This is a genomic window from Phytobacter sp. V69 (assembly GCF_965644215.1).
Classification (GTDB): domain Bacteria; phylum Pseudomonadota; class Gammaproteobacteria; order Enterobacterales; family Enterobacteriaceae; genus Phytobacter.
Genome location: NZ_CBFFRL010000035.1, coordinates 15,461 through 32,754, shown reverse-complemented (window position 1 = coordinate 32,754; position 17,294 = coordinate 15,461). Strand labels below are relative to the sequence as shown.

General features: G+C 56.0%; 15 protein-coding genes and 1 pseudogene. 9 read left to right on the top strand and 7 right to left on the bottom strand.

The genetic code is table 11. From position 1 onward, the window contains the following. Positions 1-82: 82 nt before the first annotated feature. From ACSZPU_RS07315 to hemC, 5 genes and pseudogenes are all read right to left on the bottom strand, one after another. Positions 83-1,289, bottom strand: a pseudogene (locus ACSZPU_RS07315) (MFS transporter). A 186-nt stretch (positions 1,290-1,475) separates the two neighbouring features. Continuing rightward, positions 1,476-2,672, bottom strand: a complete 1,197-nt coding sequence (hemY, locus tag ACSZPU_RS07310) for a protoheme IX biogenesis protein HemY (RefSeq protein WP_498997035.1) — start codon at positions 2,670-2,672, stop codon at positions 1,476-1,478. A 2-nt stretch (positions 2,673-2,674) separates the two neighbouring features. After that, entirely contained in the window at positions 2,675-3,835 is a 1,161-nt protein-coding gene (gene hemX / locus ACSZPU_RS07305; protein WP_498997033.1) for a uroporphyrinogen-III C-methyltransferase, read from the bottom strand. A gap of 21 nt (positions 3,836-3,856) precedes the next feature. Next, a complete protein-coding gene (hemD, locus tag ACSZPU_RS07300) occupies positions 3,857-4,597 on the bottom strand; it encodes a uroporphyrinogen-III synthase (protein WP_498997031.1) in 741 nt (246 codons plus the stop codon). After that, complete coding sequence (hemC, locus tag ACSZPU_RS07295) at positions 4,594-5,535, bottom strand: hydroxymethylbilane synthase (protein WP_498997029.1); 942 nt, start codon at positions 5,533-5,535, stop codon at positions 4,594-4,596. The genes hemD and hemC overlap by 4 nt, the downstream gene beginning before the upstream one ends. Before the next feature lie 311 nt (positions 5,536-5,846). On the opposite strand from hemC, the gene cyaA reads away from it, so the two are divergent. After that, positions 5,847-8,390, top strand: coding sequence for a class I adenylate cyclase (gene cyaA / locus ACSZPU_RS07290; RefSeq protein ID WP_498997027.1), 2,544 nt, complete (start codon positions 5,847-5,849; stop codon positions 8,388-8,390). Between the two features lie 100 nt (positions 8,391-8,490). Here cyaA and cyaY read toward each other — a convergent pair whose 3' ends face one another. Next, positions 8,491-8,814, bottom strand: a complete 324-nt coding sequence (gene cyaY / locus ACSZPU_RS07285) for an iron donor protein CyaY (RefSeq protein WP_498997025.1) — start codon at positions 8,812-8,814, stop codon at positions 8,491-8,493. Between the two features lie 138 nt (positions 8,815-8,952). On the opposite strand from cyaY, the gene lptM reads away from it, so the two are divergent. From lptM to corA, 8 genes are all read left to right on the top strand, one after another. Beyond that, positions 8,953-9,156, top strand: coding sequence for an LPS translocon maturation chaperone LptM (gene lptM / locus ACSZPU_RS07280; RefSeq protein ID WP_498997023.1), 204 nt, complete (start codon positions 8,953-8,955; stop codon positions 9,154-9,156). Positions 9,157-9,192: 36 nt separating this feature from the next. Beyond that, positions 9,193-10,017, top strand: coding sequence for a diaminopimelate epimerase (dapF, locus tag ACSZPU_RS07275; RefSeq protein ID WP_498997037.1), 825 nt, complete (start codon positions 9,193-9,195; stop codon positions 10,015-10,017). Continuing rightward, the gene (locus ACSZPU_RS07270) at positions 10,014-10,721 is read left to right on the top strand and encodes a DUF484 domain-containing protein (protein ID WP_498997022.1); all 708 of its coding nucleotides are present in this window, start codon (positions 10,014-10,016) and stop codon (positions 10,719-10,721) included. Before dapF ends, ACSZPU_RS07270 begins: the two co-directional genes overlap by 4 nt. Continuing rightward, positions 10,718-11,620: a tyrosine recombinase XerC gene (gene xerC, locus ACSZPU_RS07265; protein WP_498997020.1), complete on the top strand. Its 903-nt coding sequence runs from the start codon at positions 10,718-10,720 to the stop codon at positions 11,618-11,620. Before ACSZPU_RS07270 ends, xerC begins: the two co-directional genes overlap by 4 nt. Next, on the top strand, positions 11,620-12,336 hold the full coding sequence (yigB, locus tag ACSZPU_RS07260) for a 5-amino-6-(5-phospho-D-ribitylamino)uracil phosphatase YigB (protein WP_498997017.1): 717 nt from the start codon (positions 11,620-11,622) through the stop codon (positions 12,334-12,336). Before xerC ends, yigB begins: the two co-directional genes overlap by 1 nt. 134 nt (positions 12,337-12,470) lie before the next feature. Then, positions 12,471-14,633 (top strand): DNA helicase II, encoded by a 2,163-nt coding sequence (gene uvrD / locus ACSZPU_RS07255; protein ID WP_498997015.1) that lies wholly within the window; start codon positions 12,471-12,473, stop codon positions 14,631-14,633. Positions 14,634-14,781: 148 nt separating this feature from the next. Then, positions 14,782-14,838, top strand: coding sequence for a YsgD/CorL family protein (gene ysgD, locus ACSZPU_RS07250; protein WP_212743980.1), 57 nt, complete (start codon positions 14,782-14,784; stop codon positions 14,836-14,838). 153 nt (positions 14,839-14,991) lie between these two features. Beyond that, positions 14,992-15,942 (top strand): magnesium/cobalt transporter CorA, encoded by a 951-nt coding sequence (corA, locus tag ACSZPU_RS07245; RefSeq protein ID WP_498997014.1) that lies wholly within the window; start codon positions 14,992-14,994, stop codon positions 15,940-15,942. 54 nt (positions 15,943-15,996) lie between these two features. Here corA and ACSZPU_RS07240 read toward each other — a convergent pair whose 3' ends face one another. Next, positions 15,997-17,196 (bottom strand): mandelate racemase/muconate lactonizing enzyme family protein, encoded by a 1,200-nt coding sequence (locus tag ACSZPU_RS07240; protein WP_498997012.1) that lies wholly within the window; start codon positions 17,194-17,196, stop codon positions 15,997-15,999. Between the last annotated feature and the right edge of the window lie 98 nt (positions 17,197-17,294).

The window sequence follows — 17,294 nt, the reverse complement described above, 5'->3', positions numbered from 1 at the left end:
CCTGTTAGGGCGCGGCTGGTAAGAGAGCCTTATAGGCGCATCAGAAAAACCTCCGGCTATGCCGGAGGATATTTATTATGCCTTATTGCCGGTAGCGCGCCATCACTACACTTATCAGCAGCAGAGCGCTCAGTGACACGCTGTACATCGCCAGCGTTGCTCCCCACTCGCTGGCAAGCCAGGCGGCAATGGCGGTCATGACTGTGGCGGTTAAGGTTTGCCAGCGCCATGCTTTTGCACTCGCTGCCGGGATCTGATCGCCTGTAAACCCGGCCAGCAGACTAAACGTACCGACGGCAAACACCACGTTCGAGGCCAGATGGGCGATAAAAATAAGCCCTGGCGCGGCCGCTTGCTCCCCTGAGAGCAGCGGCAGCAGGCCGTATGCCCCAAGAAAGACTGCCATACACAGCAATAGCAGGCGATTACGGCGGGCATAGTGCGGTAACTTTTCACCATTAAGCAGCAGCGGTCCGCAAAGCCCCCAGGCTGCGGGCGAACAGTAGCGGCAATGCCAGCCCGGTAGCGTCGTCCGGGCGTATCTGCTGCGCCAGGGCGGGCAATAACGCCATGGCTGGAGATCCCACTGCCGCAAGCGCGGGCAGAATCAGCAGGCTGCGTTTTTGCGCGGTGGTCAACGAAGGCCACGCGATGGTTGGCGATGGCGAGTTGTTATCGCGGTTGCCCACGTGATGTATACGATAATTTGCCATTGTCATTATGAGCAGGCCCACCGACACCAGAAAACTCAGCGCATCAATGCTTAGCAGCATCAGCGGGGCAATGTGGTCAAACAACAGCACGCCAACACCGGTTCCCAGCAACACCTGAGAGGCAAAAATCACACTCTCCATGCCCGTGGCTGCAGGCAGCTCCTCATGCGTGAGCCCGCGTTTGAAAACCAGAGCCAGCGCGGGCCAGGACATTCCCCCCAGCAGCGCCTCTACGTGGACTATCAGCAATGCGGGAATGCTGTGATACAAAATGCCCAATAGAGGAAAGGCGAGCGCCACCATGCCCAACAGTTCTGTCAGGATTAAGAGAGACAGAGGGGAGAGACGACGACAGAGTTTTTCCCCCGCCAGGCTGCCCACAAAGCCGGGAAGTGTTGCCAGCAGATAAGCGAGTGTCAGCGTTGAAGGTGAGGCATGCCAGCGCAATAGCTGACCGAAGACCAGCACCTGTGTCAGTCCATTGCCCAGAGAAGATAACACGAAGGCGCAGAGCAGCAGGCGCAGCCAGCGATGAGCGCGCAGCGCGCGGACGAGTGCGAATAAAAGGGTGTTCATTGTAACGGTTTCCCAAAACGAGTTATTTCCTGCAGCAAGCGCTGCATTGAGAGAAAAGGCTTAACTCGGGAAGGTCGTTACATTGGGAGAGGGATTCCGTTAACAGAGGCCGGAAAACTGTAGCACAGGATATTCAGGAATGTCAGTCAGGCAAAAAAATCGGGGCCTTGCGGCCCCGACAGACGATCAGGACGGTGGATTGTTCTGCAACGTGAGCAGCAGACCATCGCGCCGCATTGCCGCCGCTTCTTCCGGCTCATGCAGGCGATCGAGACTGTCCGCAAGCCAGGCATAATCGAAGGCATCCGGACGCTGTTTCAACGCGGCACGGAACGCGAGGCAGGCCTCTTTCCACTCACCGTGTTTCATCAGCGATTGCCCCAGCGTACTCCACAGGATAGGACGGTCACCCTGCGTTTTGATTTGCTGGCGCAGGACTTTTTCTACCTGTTCAGGATTATTGGTTTTCAGACGCGGGATCGCCAGTACCAGGCGGTCATCATATTGCCGTTTCAGCCCATCTAGGAGGATCGTCTGCGCCGTGTCATGATCGTCACATTCGATGAGATGCTCTGCCATCGCTACCTGCAACGGAATCTGATGACGAGTTTTACGGCTCTGATTTTTCCACCAGGTTCTCAGCCCTTCGCTGCCGAGATCGTCACGCGCCTGATCCATCAGCCCAATCCAGGCCTGCTGCTGGAGCGCTTCGCGATGAGCGTCATCCCCGACGTTCGCTTTCGCCATTGAAGGAATGATATCCAGCAGTGAGCTCCACGCGCCGGTGCGGATATAAGCCTGCTCAGCCAGACGCAGTACTTCCGGGTGGCGTGGGGTGATTTCCAGCAGCCGGTCAATGCCATGGCGTGCGGCATGATTTTCATTGCGTGCCAGCTGCAGACGAACGCGGGTGATTTCGACCGGAATCGGGTCGTTTTCCGACAGCTCAGCGGCGCGCTCCAGGTGCTGGTTCGCACGCACTTCATCGCCACGCTGTTGTGCCGCTTCGGCTGCCAGCAGGTAGTTGACCACCGGTTGTTGTGCGTGATCGGCGTTTTTCGCCATCAGCTTCTCGACCTGTTGATAATCGCCTTCTGCCAGTTTGATCAGCGCCAGCTCAGTCTGTTTACGCGCACGGCGGCGTTTGCGGCCAACGAACCAGCCGCGGGTATGCGCACCGGTACGGAAAATACGTCGCAACAGCCATTCGAGGGCAAAAAGCACAACCAGCGCCAGCACCAGAATGATCACCAGCCCAGTGACGCTGGTTTCAATGTCGTAATTGTCCGTCTGGATAAGCACATAGCCCTGATGACCTGCGATCATCGGCCCTAACACGATCCCCGCGATCAGCAGTGCAAAGAGTAATAATACTTTCAGCATGATTATTCTCCCTGCGGCGCTTGAGCGGGCACGTTTGGATCCGGGGCAACGCCAGGCTGCGCCAGAAGGTTACGCACACGGGTCTGCATCAGTTTCTCCAGAATCGGCTGGCTTTTCAGCGAGTCTGGCACCGACATGGAGATGGACTGCTGCTCGAGCTTGTCGATATCTTCCAGGAATGCTTTGGTGGCGGAGTCATCCGTGTCGTAGTATGCGCGAATCCAGGTAGACACGTTATCCAGCGCCTGCTTGTAGGTCTCTTCCTGATGACGCGGTACGGCCTGAGCTGCAACCAACAGCCTTGAGCGAATGTTTTCGCGCAGGTAGATGTCCTGATTCGGGGCCAGCAGCGGCACGGCGGTTTCGTCGCGACGACGAATCGTGATGAAGCTGTCCATAAAGTTCTGCCAGCTTTTTTGCAGGTTTACCCGCCATTCGCTGAGGGAGCTCGACAGTTCGCTGCTGTCAGAATCCATCGGGGAGTCGTCGTCGTTATTATCCGCCAGACGCAGATTATCAATCTGGTTCGAAAGCTGGTTCACTTTCAGGATGATGCCGTCATAGTCCACCTGGGAAATCGCCGAGAGGCTGGCGACATCGTCGGTAATGGCGCGACGCGCGGTGATGAGGCTGGGGTCGTTCATGTCTGCCAGGCTGGCATCGGCGCTTTTCAGCAACGCTGCGGCGGTGGTGACATCCTGATCGCTCCACAGCTTACGCCCGGCCAGTTTGACCAGGAAGTCAGCCTGTGCCAGCAGCCAGGTTTTCGCATCGGTGCCGGAAATAGTGGCAACCTTTTGCTGCACCTCATTTAACTGTTTCGCGAGCACATCCTGCTGGCGTTTGGCCTCTTCAAGCTGAGTGGCCTGCTGCTTGATCACGCCTTCCAGCCCGGCTCTTTGTTTATCCTGCGATTGCTGCATCGCAATGACCTGGTTGGCCAGCTCATCATTGGTTGCACGCAGTACGGTAGTCTGCTGCTTAACCCAGCCATAAAGACCGACGCCTGCTGCCAGCGCAATTGCAATAGCAATCACACTAAGTGCAAGACTTGTCTTGCCAGCGCGGTTGTTCTTCTCGGCGTTTTCCGGCGGCGGCGTGTTGTTGCCATCAGCCTGCTTGGTTTCTTCAACCACGGCAGAGGAGTGTTGTTGTTCCGTCATTATGGCTTCCCATTATGAGTGTTATTGTAATGCGCGAAGCAGCGCATCGTTGTCTGCGTTTTCAGCGACCTGAATATCTTGCCAGCCCATTTCCCGGGCGAGGTACGCCAGACGCTCGCTGACGACAAACAGCCGACAGCGTAGTAACCAATTTTCGCGATACCAGAGCGGAGTGAGCGTAAAAAGCTGTCGCAACATCTCGCCGCTGGTGACCACTATCGTATCGACGCCGCGCGTATGCCAGCGCATGGCCTCTTGTGCCCCGTCGTAAAATTTTTCACAGCGTTGATAACATTCGCAAAATTCGACGTGAGCACCACGTTCGGCCAGCGTTTCACCTAATAACTCACGCCCGCCGTTTCCTCGTAAGATTAGCGCACGTTTGCCCTGAATGTTTTGTAATTCAGGCAATTGTAGTAAGACTTCGCTGATTTCCCGGTCCAGTGGGTAGCGTACTTCAATACTGCTAACGGTATGCAGCGCCAGTGCGGTCGTGCGGCCGATGGCAAAGTAGCGTGGCGTTATGGGCCACTGAGCGTGGACTTGCTGTAAATGCGCGTGGGCGAAGGTCACGGCCTGCTGAGACAGGACAAAAACCATATCGTCTTCGCCCAGCGCCGACAGACGTTCGGGCAGGGTATCGAGTTCACTCCCAGGGGTGAACTCGATCAGCGGAAAGCTCCATGCCACCTGCCCCAGTGCGCGCAGTCGGCTCACTAACATTTCCCCCGTTGGGGATGGGCGGGTGACAAGGATATTCATGCGGGCGCATCTCCGTTGTAGACGTCAGCCAGAATTTCCCGTGCGCCGTTTTCCAGTAGCTCTTCTGCAAGTGAGATACCTAGTTGGATAGCGTCGTCCGGGTGACCACGGCGTTCGCCGCGAACCATTTTTGAACCGTCCGGCGCACCAACCAGTGCACGCAGCCACAGTTCACCGTCATATAATTCAGCATAGCTGCCAATCGGCACTTGGCAGCCACCTTCGAGACGCGTATTCATGGCGCGCTCTGCGGCGACGCGCACGGCGGTGTCGTCATGGTTCAGCGGGGCGAGCAGCACACGGGTGCGTTCGTCTGCAAGACGGCACTCGATGCCGACCGCACCCTGACCGACGGCCGGGAGCGAAAACTCTGTTGGTAGCGCGACGCGAATACGCGATTCGAGCCCCAGACGTTTCAGACCGGCGACTGCGAGGATGATGGCGTCATACTCGCCGCTGTCGAGCTTCGACAAACGGGTGCCAACATTGCCGCGCAAAGAGCGAATCACCAGGTCCGGGCGGTGTGCCGCCAACTGGCATTGCCGGCGTAAACTTGATGTGCCAACCACGCTGCCCGCAGGTAATGCATCGATGTCGCTGTACTGGTTAGAGACAAACGCGTCACGGGGATCTTCACGTTCGCAAATGGTCACCAGCCCCAGCCCTTCCGGGAACTCGACGGGGACATCTTTCATAGAGTGCACGGCGATATCGGCGCGGTTTTCAAGCAATGCCAGCTCAAGTTCCTTCACAAACAGGCCCTTACCGCCGACTTTCGCCAGTGGGGTGTCCAGAATGACATCGCCACGCGTGACCATAGGCACCAGCTCGACCGTCAGGCCCGGGTGGAATGCCTCAAGACGCTGCTTAACATATTGTGCCTGCCAAAGCGCAAGGGGACTTTGCCGTGTGGCAATTCTCAAAACATTGTCTAACATGCTTGTTACCGTCATTATCATCCATCAACCATCCTAACATTGTTGTCTTGGGGTGTCAGTGTTCACGGTGATTGCGTAGGTAAGGCGAGCCCGGTCCCGTCGATGCGAGACGTACCCTCAGCCGTAATTGGGAATTTACACATTGTGAATGCTGCTACACTGGTATGTAGCGCATCTTTCTTTACGGTCAATCAGCAAGGTGTTAAATTGATCACGTTTTAGACCATTTTTTCGTCTGTACCACCACAAAGACAAGGGCGAAAAAAGGTGACGGCCATTTTGGACTTTCTGTAAACATCAGGCGATACGTCTTGTACCTCTATATTGAGACTCTGAAACAGAGGCTGGATGCCATCAATCAATTGCGTGTGGATCGCGCGCTAGCTGCAATGGGTCCTGCTTTCCAGCAGGTCTATAGTCTGCTGCCCACGCTTTTGCACTATCATCATCCGTTGATGCCGGGCTACCTCGAAGGTAGCGTTCCAAAAGGCATCTGTCTCTACACGCCTGATGAAACCCAACGCCACTACCTCAACGAGCTTGAACTCTACCGTGGAATGTCCCCTCAGGAATCACCGAAAGGTGAGTTGCCGATTACCGGCGTCTACTCCATGGGCAGTACCTCATCGGTAGGACAAAGCTGTTCTTCTGACCTGGATATTTGGGTTTGCCACCAGTCGTGGCTCGATAATGAAGAACGCCAGATGTTGCAGCGTAAATGTAGCCTGCTTGAAAGCTGGGCCGCATCGCTGGGCGTGGAAGTGAGCTTCTTCTTAATTGATGAAAACCGTTTCCGCCATAACGAAAGCGGTAGTCTGGGTGGTGAAGACTGTGGCTCAACGCAGCACATTTTGCTGCTCGACGAATTCTATCGTACCGCAGTGCGCCTGGCCGGTAAGCGTATTCTGTGGAATATGGTGCCGTGCGATGAAGAAGAGCATTATGACGATTACGTCATGACGCTGTATGCGCAGGGCGTACTGACGCCAAACGAGTGGCTGGATTTGGGTGGCCTGAGCTCCCTTTCCGCCGAAGAATACTTCGGTGCCAGCCTGTGGCAGCTGTATAAAAGTATCGACTCCCCGTATAAGGCCGTGCTGAAAACACTGCTGCTGGAAGCCTATTCCTGGGAGTATCCGAATACTCGCCTGCTGGCGAAAGACATTAAACAGCGTTTGCACGATGGCGAAATCGTCTCGTTCGGCCTGGATCACTACTGCATGATGCTGGAGCGTGTTACCCAGTATCTGACCGCCATTGAAGACTTCACGCGTCTCGATCTTGTGCGTCGATGTTTCTATTTAAAAGTGTGCGAGAAACTGAGCCGCGAGCGTGCCTGTGTGGGCTGGCGGCGTGAAGTAGTCAGTCAATTAGTGAAAGAGTGGGGTTGGGACAACGCGCGTCTCACCATGCTGGATAACCGGGCAAACTGGAAAATCGACCAGGTGCGTGAAGCGCACAATGAATTGCTCGATGCCATGATGCAAAGCTACCGTAACCTTATTCGCTTTGCGCGCCGCAACAATCTGAGCGTTTCTGCCAGCCCGCAAGACATCGGTGTGCTGACCCGTAAGTTATATGCCGCGTTTGAAGCGCTGCCGGGCAAAGTGACCCTGGTGAATCCGCAGATTTCCCCGGATCTCTCCGAACCCAATTTAACCTTTATTCACGTGCCGCCGGGTCGTGCGAATCGTACGGGCTGGTACCTGTACAACCGTGCGCCGAACATGGATTCCATTGTCAGTCATCAGCCGCTGGAATATAACCGCTACCTGAACAAACTGGTGGCGTGGGCATGGTTCAACGGCTTGCTGACTTCGCGTACGCACCTGTTTATTAAAGGCAATGGCATTGTCGATTTGGCTAAATTGCAGGAGATGGTGGCGAATGTGTCCCATCACTTCCTGTTGCGTTTGCCTGCGCCAACGCCGAAAGCGCTGTACAGCCCCTGCGAAATCCGCCATCTGGCGATCATTGTGAACCTGGAATATGACCCGACGGCGGCATTCCGCAATCAGGTGGTTCATTTCGATTTCCGTAAGCTTGATGTGTTCAGCTTCGGCGAGCAGCAAAATTGCCTGGTTGGCAGCGTGGACCTGCTTTATCGCAACTCCTGGAATGAAGTGCGTACCCTGCATTTCAACGGTGAGCAGGCGATGATTGAAGCATTGAAAACCATTCTGGGCAAAATGCATCAGGATGCTGCACCGCCGGATAGCGTCGAAGTGTTCTGCTATAGCCAGCATCTGCGTGGCCTGATCCGTACTCGCGTACAGCAACTGGTGTCTGAATGTATTGAGCTGCGCCTGTCCAGTACTCGCCAGGAAACCGGACGCTTCAAAGCGTTGCGCGTGGCCGGGCAGACCTGGGGGCTCTTCTTCGAGCGTCTGAATGTGTCAGTGCAGAAACTGGAAAACGCGATTGAGTTTTACGGCGCAATTTCCCACAACAAGCTGCACGGGCTGTCGGTTCAGGTCGAAACGAACCACGTCAAACTGCCGCAGGTGGTAGATGGGTTTGCCAGCGAAGGGATTATTCAGTTCTTCTTTGAAGAGACGGGCGACGACGGTTTCAACATCTATATTCTGGATGAGAGCAATCGCGCGGAGGTGTATCACCACTGCGAAGGCAGCAAAGAGGAACTGGTGCGCGACGTTAGCCGCTTCTATTCGTCGTCTCACGACCGCTTTACCTACGGCTCAAGCTTTATCAACTTCAACCTGCCGCAGTTCTATCAAATCGTGAATGTTGATGGGCGGACGCAGGTGATTCCGTTCCGTGCGCAGACGATAAGCCCGGTGCCGCCGGCCAATCAGGATAACGACACCCCGCTGTTGCAGCAGTACTTTTCTTAACCATTTTCGTGGTGCGGTCTGATGCCCTCACCCCAACCCTCTCCCACGGGAGAGGGGGTAAAAATTAAAAAACCTTCTCAACTGAGAAGGTTTTTTGTTATTAGCTCCGGAAGCTAACCTCTTCACCCGCCTGCTGTGTCGCGGCCTGTTCCAGCAGATCCCAGAAGGTTTCGCCTGAACGGTCGCAAACCCACTCGTCACCTTTCAGGTCGAAATGGTAGCCGCCTTGTTTCGCCGCCAGCCACACCTGATGCAGGGGCTCCTGACGGTTGATGATGATTTTGCTGCCGTTTTCAAAAGTAATGGTCAGTATGCCGCCGTTGATTTCGCAGTCGATATCGCTGTCACCGTCCCAGTCATCCAGACGCTCTTCAATGGTCATCCACAGAGTGTCAGCAAGGCGATGAAATTCACTGTCGTTCATTGTCGTTTCCCGTTTATGTGATGGCGGCAGTATAACGCGAAACACATTTCCCGCTGCAGGGCGAGTGCAAACTCTTGCTTTTGTGTCTTCTCCTGCGATGATAGAAAGCAGAAAGGATGAACTAACAGGCAACCTACAATGAAAGACATGTGTCTAGCCCTGGCCGTATTATTAACCTTATTTAGCCTGACGGGCTGTGGTCTGAAAGGGCCGCTCTATTTCCCGCCGGCTGACAAAAATGCGCCGCCGCCAACGAAAAAAACCGAAAGCACCATTCAGACAACGAGTCCGGATCGTAACGATCGTGGCGATAGTGGTGGCCCAACGCAGGTGGATTACTAACGTTCCCGTGCTGTATCCGCGTATATGGAGTAGATGATGCAGTTCTCTAAAATGCATGGCCTTGGCAACGATTTTATGGTCGTCGACGCGGTAACGCAGAATGTTTTCTTTTCCCCTGACCTGATCCGCCGTATGGCTGACAGGCATCTGGGGGTGGGGTTCGATCAGCTGCTGGTGGTCGAGCCACCCTACGATCCTGAACTCGATTTCCACTATCGCATCTTTAATGCCGACGGCAGCGAAGTCTCCCAGTGCGGGAACGGCGCCCGCTGTTTTGCGCGTTTTGTGCGTTTAAAAGGGCTGACCAATAAACGTGACATTCGTGTCAGCACAGCAAATGGCCGCATGGTATTAACCGTGACGGATGACGAGCTGGTGCGCGTGAACATGGGTGAGCCCAATTTCGAACCGTCGCAGGTCCCATTCCGGGCGAACAAAGCGGAAAAGACCTATATTATGCGTGCGGCGGAACAAACAATATTGTGCGGCGTTGTCTCAATGGGCAATCCGCACTGCGTTATCCAGGTCGATGATGTCGACACCGCTCCGGTTGAAACGCTGGGGCCGGTGATGGAAAGCCACGAACGCTTTCCTGAACGCGCCAACATTGGTTTCATGCAAGTGGTCAAACGCGATCACATCCGACTGCGCGTCTTTGAACGCGGCGCGGGCGAAACGCAGGCCTGCGGTAGCGGCGCTTGCGCTGCGGTCGCGGTCGGCATTCAGCAAGGTTTGCTGGCAGAAGAAGTACGTGTGGAACTCCCAGGCGGTCGGCTGGATATCGCATGGAAAGGACCGGGCCAACCGTTGTTTATGACTGGCCCGGCGGCACATGTCTACGACGGGTTTATTCATCTATGAAGCAACCAGGGGAAGAACTGCAGGAAACGCTTATGGAACTGGACGACCACGCTGTCGTCGATTACCTGTTACGTAATCCTGAGTTTTTTATCCGCAATGCACGCGCTGTTGAAGCCATCCGCGTACCGCATCCCGTACGCGGTACGATTTCGTTAGTTGAGTGGCACATGGTGCGGGCACGTAATCATATCAACGTGCTGGAAGAGAACATGACGTTGCTGATGGAGCAGGCCAGTGCCAATGAAGGCTTGTTCTACCGTCTGCTGCGTCTGCAGGGCAAACTGGCCTCCGCCAAAAGCCTTGAGGAAATGCTGAGTCGCTTTCAGCGTTGGGCCAGAGATTTGGGGCTGGCAGGCGCGACTATCCGCCTGTTCCCGGACCGCTGGCGTCTTGGCGCGCCGTCCGGTTTTACCCACCTTGCGCTCTCCCGTCAGGCCTTTGAGCCGCTGCGTATTCAGCGTCTGGGCCAGCAACAGCACTATCTCGGTTCGCTGAACGGGCCGGAATTACTGTTACTGCTGCCGGAAGCGAAAGCGATTGGATCCGTGGCGGTGTCGATGATGGGGCCAGACGCCGATCTGGGCGTCGTGCTATTCAGTAGCCGCGACCCGCATCATTACCAGCACGATCAGGGCACCCAACTGCTGGTAGAGATCGCCATGATGTTACCGGACCTGCTGGAGCGCTGGATCGAGCGCGTATGACCGATTCACCTCTGCATCAGGCCGTCACGCGTTTTCTGCGCTATCTGGCCGTGGAACGCCAGTTAAGTCCCATCACGCTTCTTAACTATCAGCGTCAGCTTGATGCCATCATTGCGCTCGCCGGGGAAATCGGCCTGCAGCGCTGGCAACAATGTGACGCCGCCGCGGTACGGGCCATTGCCGTACGTAGCCGCCGCAAAGGGCTGGGGGCTGCCTGCCTGGCGCTACGCCTTTCTGCGCTACGCAGCTTCTTCGACTGGTTGGTGAGTCAGGGCGAGCTGCCGGCCAATCCTGCAAAAGGTGTGTCTGCCCCAAAAGCGCCGCGCCATCTGCCGAAAAATATCGACGTCGATGATGTAAACCGCCTGCTGGATATCGATCTTAACGATCCGCTGGCCGTGCGCGATCGGGCGATGCTTGAGGTGATGTACGGCGCCGGGCTGCGTTTGTCCGAACTGGTGGGGCTGGACATTAAGCATCTGGATCTGGAAAGCGGCGAAGTCTGGGTGATGGGGAAAGGCAGCAAAGAGCGCCGTTTGCCCATTGGGCGTAATGCGGTTATCTGGATTGAGCACTGGCTGGATTTACGCGGCCTGTTCGGGACCGATGACGACGCCCTGTTCCTGTCGAAGCTGGGGAAACGTATCTCGGCGCGCAATGTGCAAAAGCGCTTTGCCGAGTGGGGAATCAAGCAGGGGCTGAACAGCCACGTGCACCCGCACAAATTACGTCACTCCTTTGCCACTCACATGCTGGAGTCCAGCGGCGATCTGCGCGGCGTGCAGGAACTGCTGGGGCATGCTAACCTCTCCACCACACAAATCTATACCCATCTTGATTTTCAACACCTTGCCTCGGTGTATGACGCAGCGCATCCACGCGCCAAACGGGGGAAATAATGCGATTTTACCGGCCCACAGGCCTCATCTCTGCCATCACATTTGATCTTGACGACACCCTTTACGATAACCGCCCGGTCATCCTGCGAACTGAACAAGAAGCCCTGTTGTTTGTGCAACAATATCATCCCTCGCTGAGTGGGCTGGAAAACACGGATCTGAAACGCATTCGTCAGTCGCTGCTGCTTGCGGAACCGGAGATCTACCACGATGTGACCGAATGGCGTCGCCGTGCGGTCGAACGCGCTATGCTGGATGCGGGATTAACGGCGGAAGATGCGACAGCTGGCGCCGACGCTGCCATGCAGAACTTCGCGACATGGCGTAGCCGCGTTGATGTGCCGCAAGAGACCCACGAAACCCTGACGAAGCTCGCGGAGAAATGGCCGCTGGTGGCGATCACCAACGGCAATGCGCGGCCGGAGCTGTTTGGCCTGGCCGGTTATTTTGAATTTGTGCTGCGCGCTGGCCCTGACGGGCGTGCGAAGCCGTTTAACGATATGTATCACCTGGCCGCCGAACGCCTGAACATTCCGCTGGGTGAAATCCTGCACGTCGGGGATGACCTGACGACCGATGTCGCCGGTGCTATTCGCTGTGGTATGCAGGCCTGCTGGATCAAACCGGAAGGCGCCGACCTGCTGACGGCTTCTGATAGCCGATTGCTGCCACATCTGGAGATTTCGCGGTTGGCATCCCTCACCACGCTGATATAATCACCATAGTTCTGTATAAAAAAACAGGGTTTCGGCGGATGCGCTTCGCTTATCCGCCCTACGTAAAGTAGGCCCGGTAAGCAAAGCGCCACCGGGCGTTTCGTTGTTTTTCCTCTTTTTCTATGGCGGTGCCAATGGACGTTTCTTACCTGCTCGACAGCCTCAATGATGAACAACGCAACGCGGTTGCGGCGACGCGTACCAATATGCTGGTGCTGGCCGGGGCAGGCAGTGGTAAGACGCGCGTGCTGGTTCACCGCATTGCCTGGCTGCAGAGCGTGGAAAACTGCTCACCGTATTCCATCATGGCGGTGACCTTTACCAACAAAGCGGCGGCAGAAATGCGCCATCGTATTGCCCAGTTGATGGGGACCACCCAGGGCGGCATGTGGGTCGGCACCTTCCACGGGCTGGCGCACCGCCTGCTGCGCGCCCATCATATGGACGCGAATCTGCCGCAGGATTTCCAGATCCTCGACAGCGAAGACCAGTTGCGTTTGCTTAAGCGTCTGATCAAGGCGATGAACCTTGATGAGAAGCAGTGGCCGCCGCGCCAGGCCATGTGGTACATCAACGGCCAGAAAGACGAAGGCATTCGCCCGCACCATATTCAAAGCTACGGTAATCCGGTCGAGCAGACCTGGCAGAAGGTGTATCAGGCCTATCAGGAAGCCTGCGATCGCGCCGGGCTGGTGGATTTCGCCGAGCTGCTGCTGCGTGCTCACGAACTGTGGCTCAATAAGCCGCATATCCTGCAGCACTACCGCGAACGTTTTACCAATATCCTGGTGGACGAGTTCCAGGACACTAACAACATTCAGTACGCCTGGATCCGCCTGCTGGCCGGGGACACCGGCAAGGTGATGATCGTCGGCGATGATGACCAGTCGATCTACGGTTGGCGCGGGGCGCAGGTAGAAAACATCCAGCGCTTCCTCAACGACTTCCCCGGCGCAGAAACCATTCGTCTTGAGCAGAACTACCGCTCAACCAGCAATATTCTCAGCGCGGCGAACGCCCTGATCGAAAACAACAACGGTCGCCTGGGCAAAAAACTATGGACCGACGGCATTGAAGGCGAACCGATTTCCCTCTACTGCGCGTTCAACGAACTCGACGAAGCCCGTTTTGTGGTGAACCGGATTAAAACCTGGCAGGACAACGGCGGTGCGCTTGAGAAATGCGCCATTCTCTATCGCAGCAACGCCCAGTCGCGTGTGCTGGAAGAGGCGCTGTTGCAGGCCAGCATGCCGTACCGTATTTACGGTGGTATGCGCTTCTTCGAACGCCAGGAAATCAAAGATGCGCTCTCCTATTTGCGTCTGATTGCCAACCGAAACGACGATGCTGCCTATGAACGCGTGGTGAATACGCCAACGCGCGGGATTGGTGACCGAACGCTGGACGTGGTGCGGCAGACCTCGCGCGACCGCCAGTTGACCCTGTGGCAGGCGACACGCGAACTGTTGCAGGAAAAAGCGCTGGCCGGGCGTGCGGCAAGTGCGCTGCAGCGTTTTATGGAGCTGATTGACGCACTGGCGCAGGAGACGGCGGACATGCCGCTGCACGTACAAACGGATCGGGTGGTGAAAGATTCCGGCCTGTGGATGATGTACGAGCAGGAAAAAGGTGAGAAAGGCCAGACGCGTATTGAGAACTTAGAGGAACTGGTGACGGCAACGCGCCAGTTCAGCTACAACGAAGAAGACGAAGATCTGATGCCGCTGCAGGCATTCCTCTCCCATGCCGCACTGGAAGCGGGCGAAGGGCAGGCGGATACCTGGCAGGACGCGGTACAGTTGATGACCCTGCACTCCGCCAAAGGCCTGGAGTTCCCGCAGGTATTCATCGTAGGTATGGAAGAGGGGATGTTCCCGAGCCAGATGTCGCTGGATGAAGGTGGCCGTCTGGAAGAGGAACGCCGCCTGGCCTATGTCGGCGTGACCCGTGCGATGCAAAAGCTGACGCTGACCTACGCCGAAACCCGCCGTCTGTATGGCAAAGAAGCCTATCACCGCCCGTCGCGCTTTATCGGTGAGCTGCCGGAAGAGTGCGTGGAAGAAGTCCGTCTGCGTGCGACCGTCAGCCGTCCGGTCAGCCATCAGCGCCTTGGCGCACCGATTTCAGAGAACGACACCGGCTACAAACTCGGCCAGCGTGTGCGTCATCCGAAGTTCGGTGAAGGGACTATCGTTAATCTGGAAGGCAGCGGCGAACACAGCCGTTTGCAGGTGGCATTCCAGGGGCAGGGCATCAAATGGCTTGTGGCCGCTTACGCGCGCCTTGAAACAGTGTAACTTTCAGAAAAATATCATCTTTTTGCAATAATCTGCTAGCCTTATACGCTGAGGGGGAAATATTACCCTTTAGCGTTTGGTTGCGTGTTGACGCCTCATTTTTGCTGGCGTAACATGCGCGCACGATCACGCTAAGAGGACATTCGCCTTGGACACACCCAGTAGATACTGGCTCAATTCCCTGTCATCCAGGAACAACTCCTAAGGCTATCTCCTCTTGCTGATGGCCTTAGTGGTTGTCAGCGACCAGCTGTATTCCCGTCGCGCTGAGTCAGGCTGTTTAATGGTCTGAAACGCCAAATGTTTCTTGTGTGCCCAACCGAACTGTCCAGTCATTTTTGCATTGGGAGTCCCGGCTATGCTGAGCGCATTTCAACTGGAAAATAATCGTTTAACCCGTCTCGAAGCTGACGAAATAAAGCATCTCGCCAGTTCCGTCTGGGTTGACCTGGTCGAGCCGGACGACGACGAACGAACCCGCGTGCAGTCTGAATTGGGTCAGAACCTGGCGACACGCCCGGAACTGGAAGACATCGAAGCATCTGCGCGTTTCTTTGAAGATGAAGACGGCCTGCACATCCACTCCTTCTTCTTTTTTGAAGATGCGGAAGACCATGCGGGCAACTCCACCGTGGCATTTACCATCCGCGAAGGCCGCCTGTTCACCCTGCGCGAGCGCGAATTACCTGCGTTTCGTCTGTACCGCATGCGTGCCCGTAGCCAGGCAATGGTGGATGGCAACGCCTATGAGTTACTGCTCGATCTCTTCGAGACCAAAATCGAACAGCTCGCGGATGAAATCGAAAACATCTACAGCGACCTGGAAAAACTGAGCCGTGTGATCATGGAAGGTCATCAGGGTGATGAATATGACGAAGCACTGTCGACGCTGGCGGAGCTGGAAGATATCGGCTGGAAGGTCCGTCTGTGTCTGATGGATACCCAGCGCGCGCTGAACTTCCTGGTGCGTAAAGCGCGCCTGCCCGCAGGTCAGCTGGAGCAGGCACGTGAAATCCTGCGCGATATCGAATCCCTGCTGCCGCACAACGAATCCCTGTTCCAGAAAGTGAACTTCCTGATGCAGGCGGCGATGGGCTTTATCAATATCGAGCAGAACCGGATCATCAAGATCTTCTCGGTGGTGTCCGTGGTGTTCCTGCCGCCGACGCTGGTGGCGTCAAGCTATGGGATGAACTTTGAGTTTATGCCGGAACTGCACTGGAGCTTTGGCTATCCTGGCGCGATTGTCTTTATGATCCTCGCCGGGCTGGCGCCATACCTCTACTTCAAACGCCGTAACTGGCTGTAATCGTTAACCACGCCGATGCAGGGCGTGGTTGATTTTCTGTCGTCCCGGTAAGCGTTACAGCACCGATGTGCGGGTTGATGTATCCGGGCGGCTGCGCAGCTTGTCGCTCAGCGATGTCCCCAGACCGTAACCGGTCGGCGGCAGCAAATAGCCGTTTTCCACTACCGGCAGCGTATCCACCAGATTGCCGTAGAAATCCGCCAGATAGGCGCGCACCACTTCCTGGAAAATCGCGTTATTGCATGACAGCCCTAAATGCAGCGAGGCCATCAATACCACCGGGCCGGTGCAGTCATGCGGGGCAATCGGTTTCTGATACGCTTCCGCCAGCGCGGCGATTTTTTTCGCTTCGGTAATCCCGCCGCACCAGGAGAGATCGAGCATCACGTAATCCAGCGCGTCGGCGGCCAGACAGTCGCGGAAATTGCTCATGGTGGCCAGCGTTTCACTGCCGCACACCGGGATGCCGGACAGACGACGGTAGTCGGCCAGCGCCTGCGGTGAATCCATCTTGATCGGGTCTTCCGCCCAGAAAATGTCGTACTGGCGCAGTTCACGCGAGATAGCCAGCGCGGCGGTGGTGTTCCACAGTGAATGGAATTCACACATCACATCAATTTTATCGCCCACCGCTTCGCGGATTTTCTTAAACGGCGCGACCGCTTTTTTGATGTCGCTACTGCTGATGTACTGGCCATTGCTGGCGGCGGCGAAGCTATCCACCGGCCAAATCTTCATGGCGCTAAAGCCTTCTTCAATCAGGCTGTGCGCCAGTTCATCCGGGCATTCGAGGAACACCACCTGGTCATCGTAGCGGCCCTGTGGACGCTGCTCGCCTTGCGATAACGTACGGCGCTGTTCGCCCTGGCTGTTGAAATTCACTCCGGCGCAGGTGTTATAGGCGCGCATTTTGTGGTGGCACAATCCGCCGAGCAGTTGCCAGATGGGTTTTTTCAGCGCTTTGCCCATCAGGTCCCACAGGGCGATATCGATAGCCGAGCAGGCGCGGGTTTCAACGCCCGAACCGTTAAAGCCCAGGTAGCCGCGCAGCAGCATGCGGTTATGGCGCTCGACGTTCAGCGCTTCCTGGCCCATTAGCATCGGGGCGATAATCGCGTGAATGTAGGATTCAACCGCCTCGGCACCGCGGAACGTTTCGCCCAGCCCAACCAGCCCTTCATCAGTGTGAATTTCCACCCACAGCAGGTTCGCGTGTGCCTTCACCCGGGTCGTTTCGATTTTTGTAATCTTCATAAATGCACCTCCTCCAAAAATAAACAGTTAAAATGGGTGCGCTACCATTTTGTATCCAATAAAAACCTGCTTTAGATAAGCAGGTGGTTGATAATTTA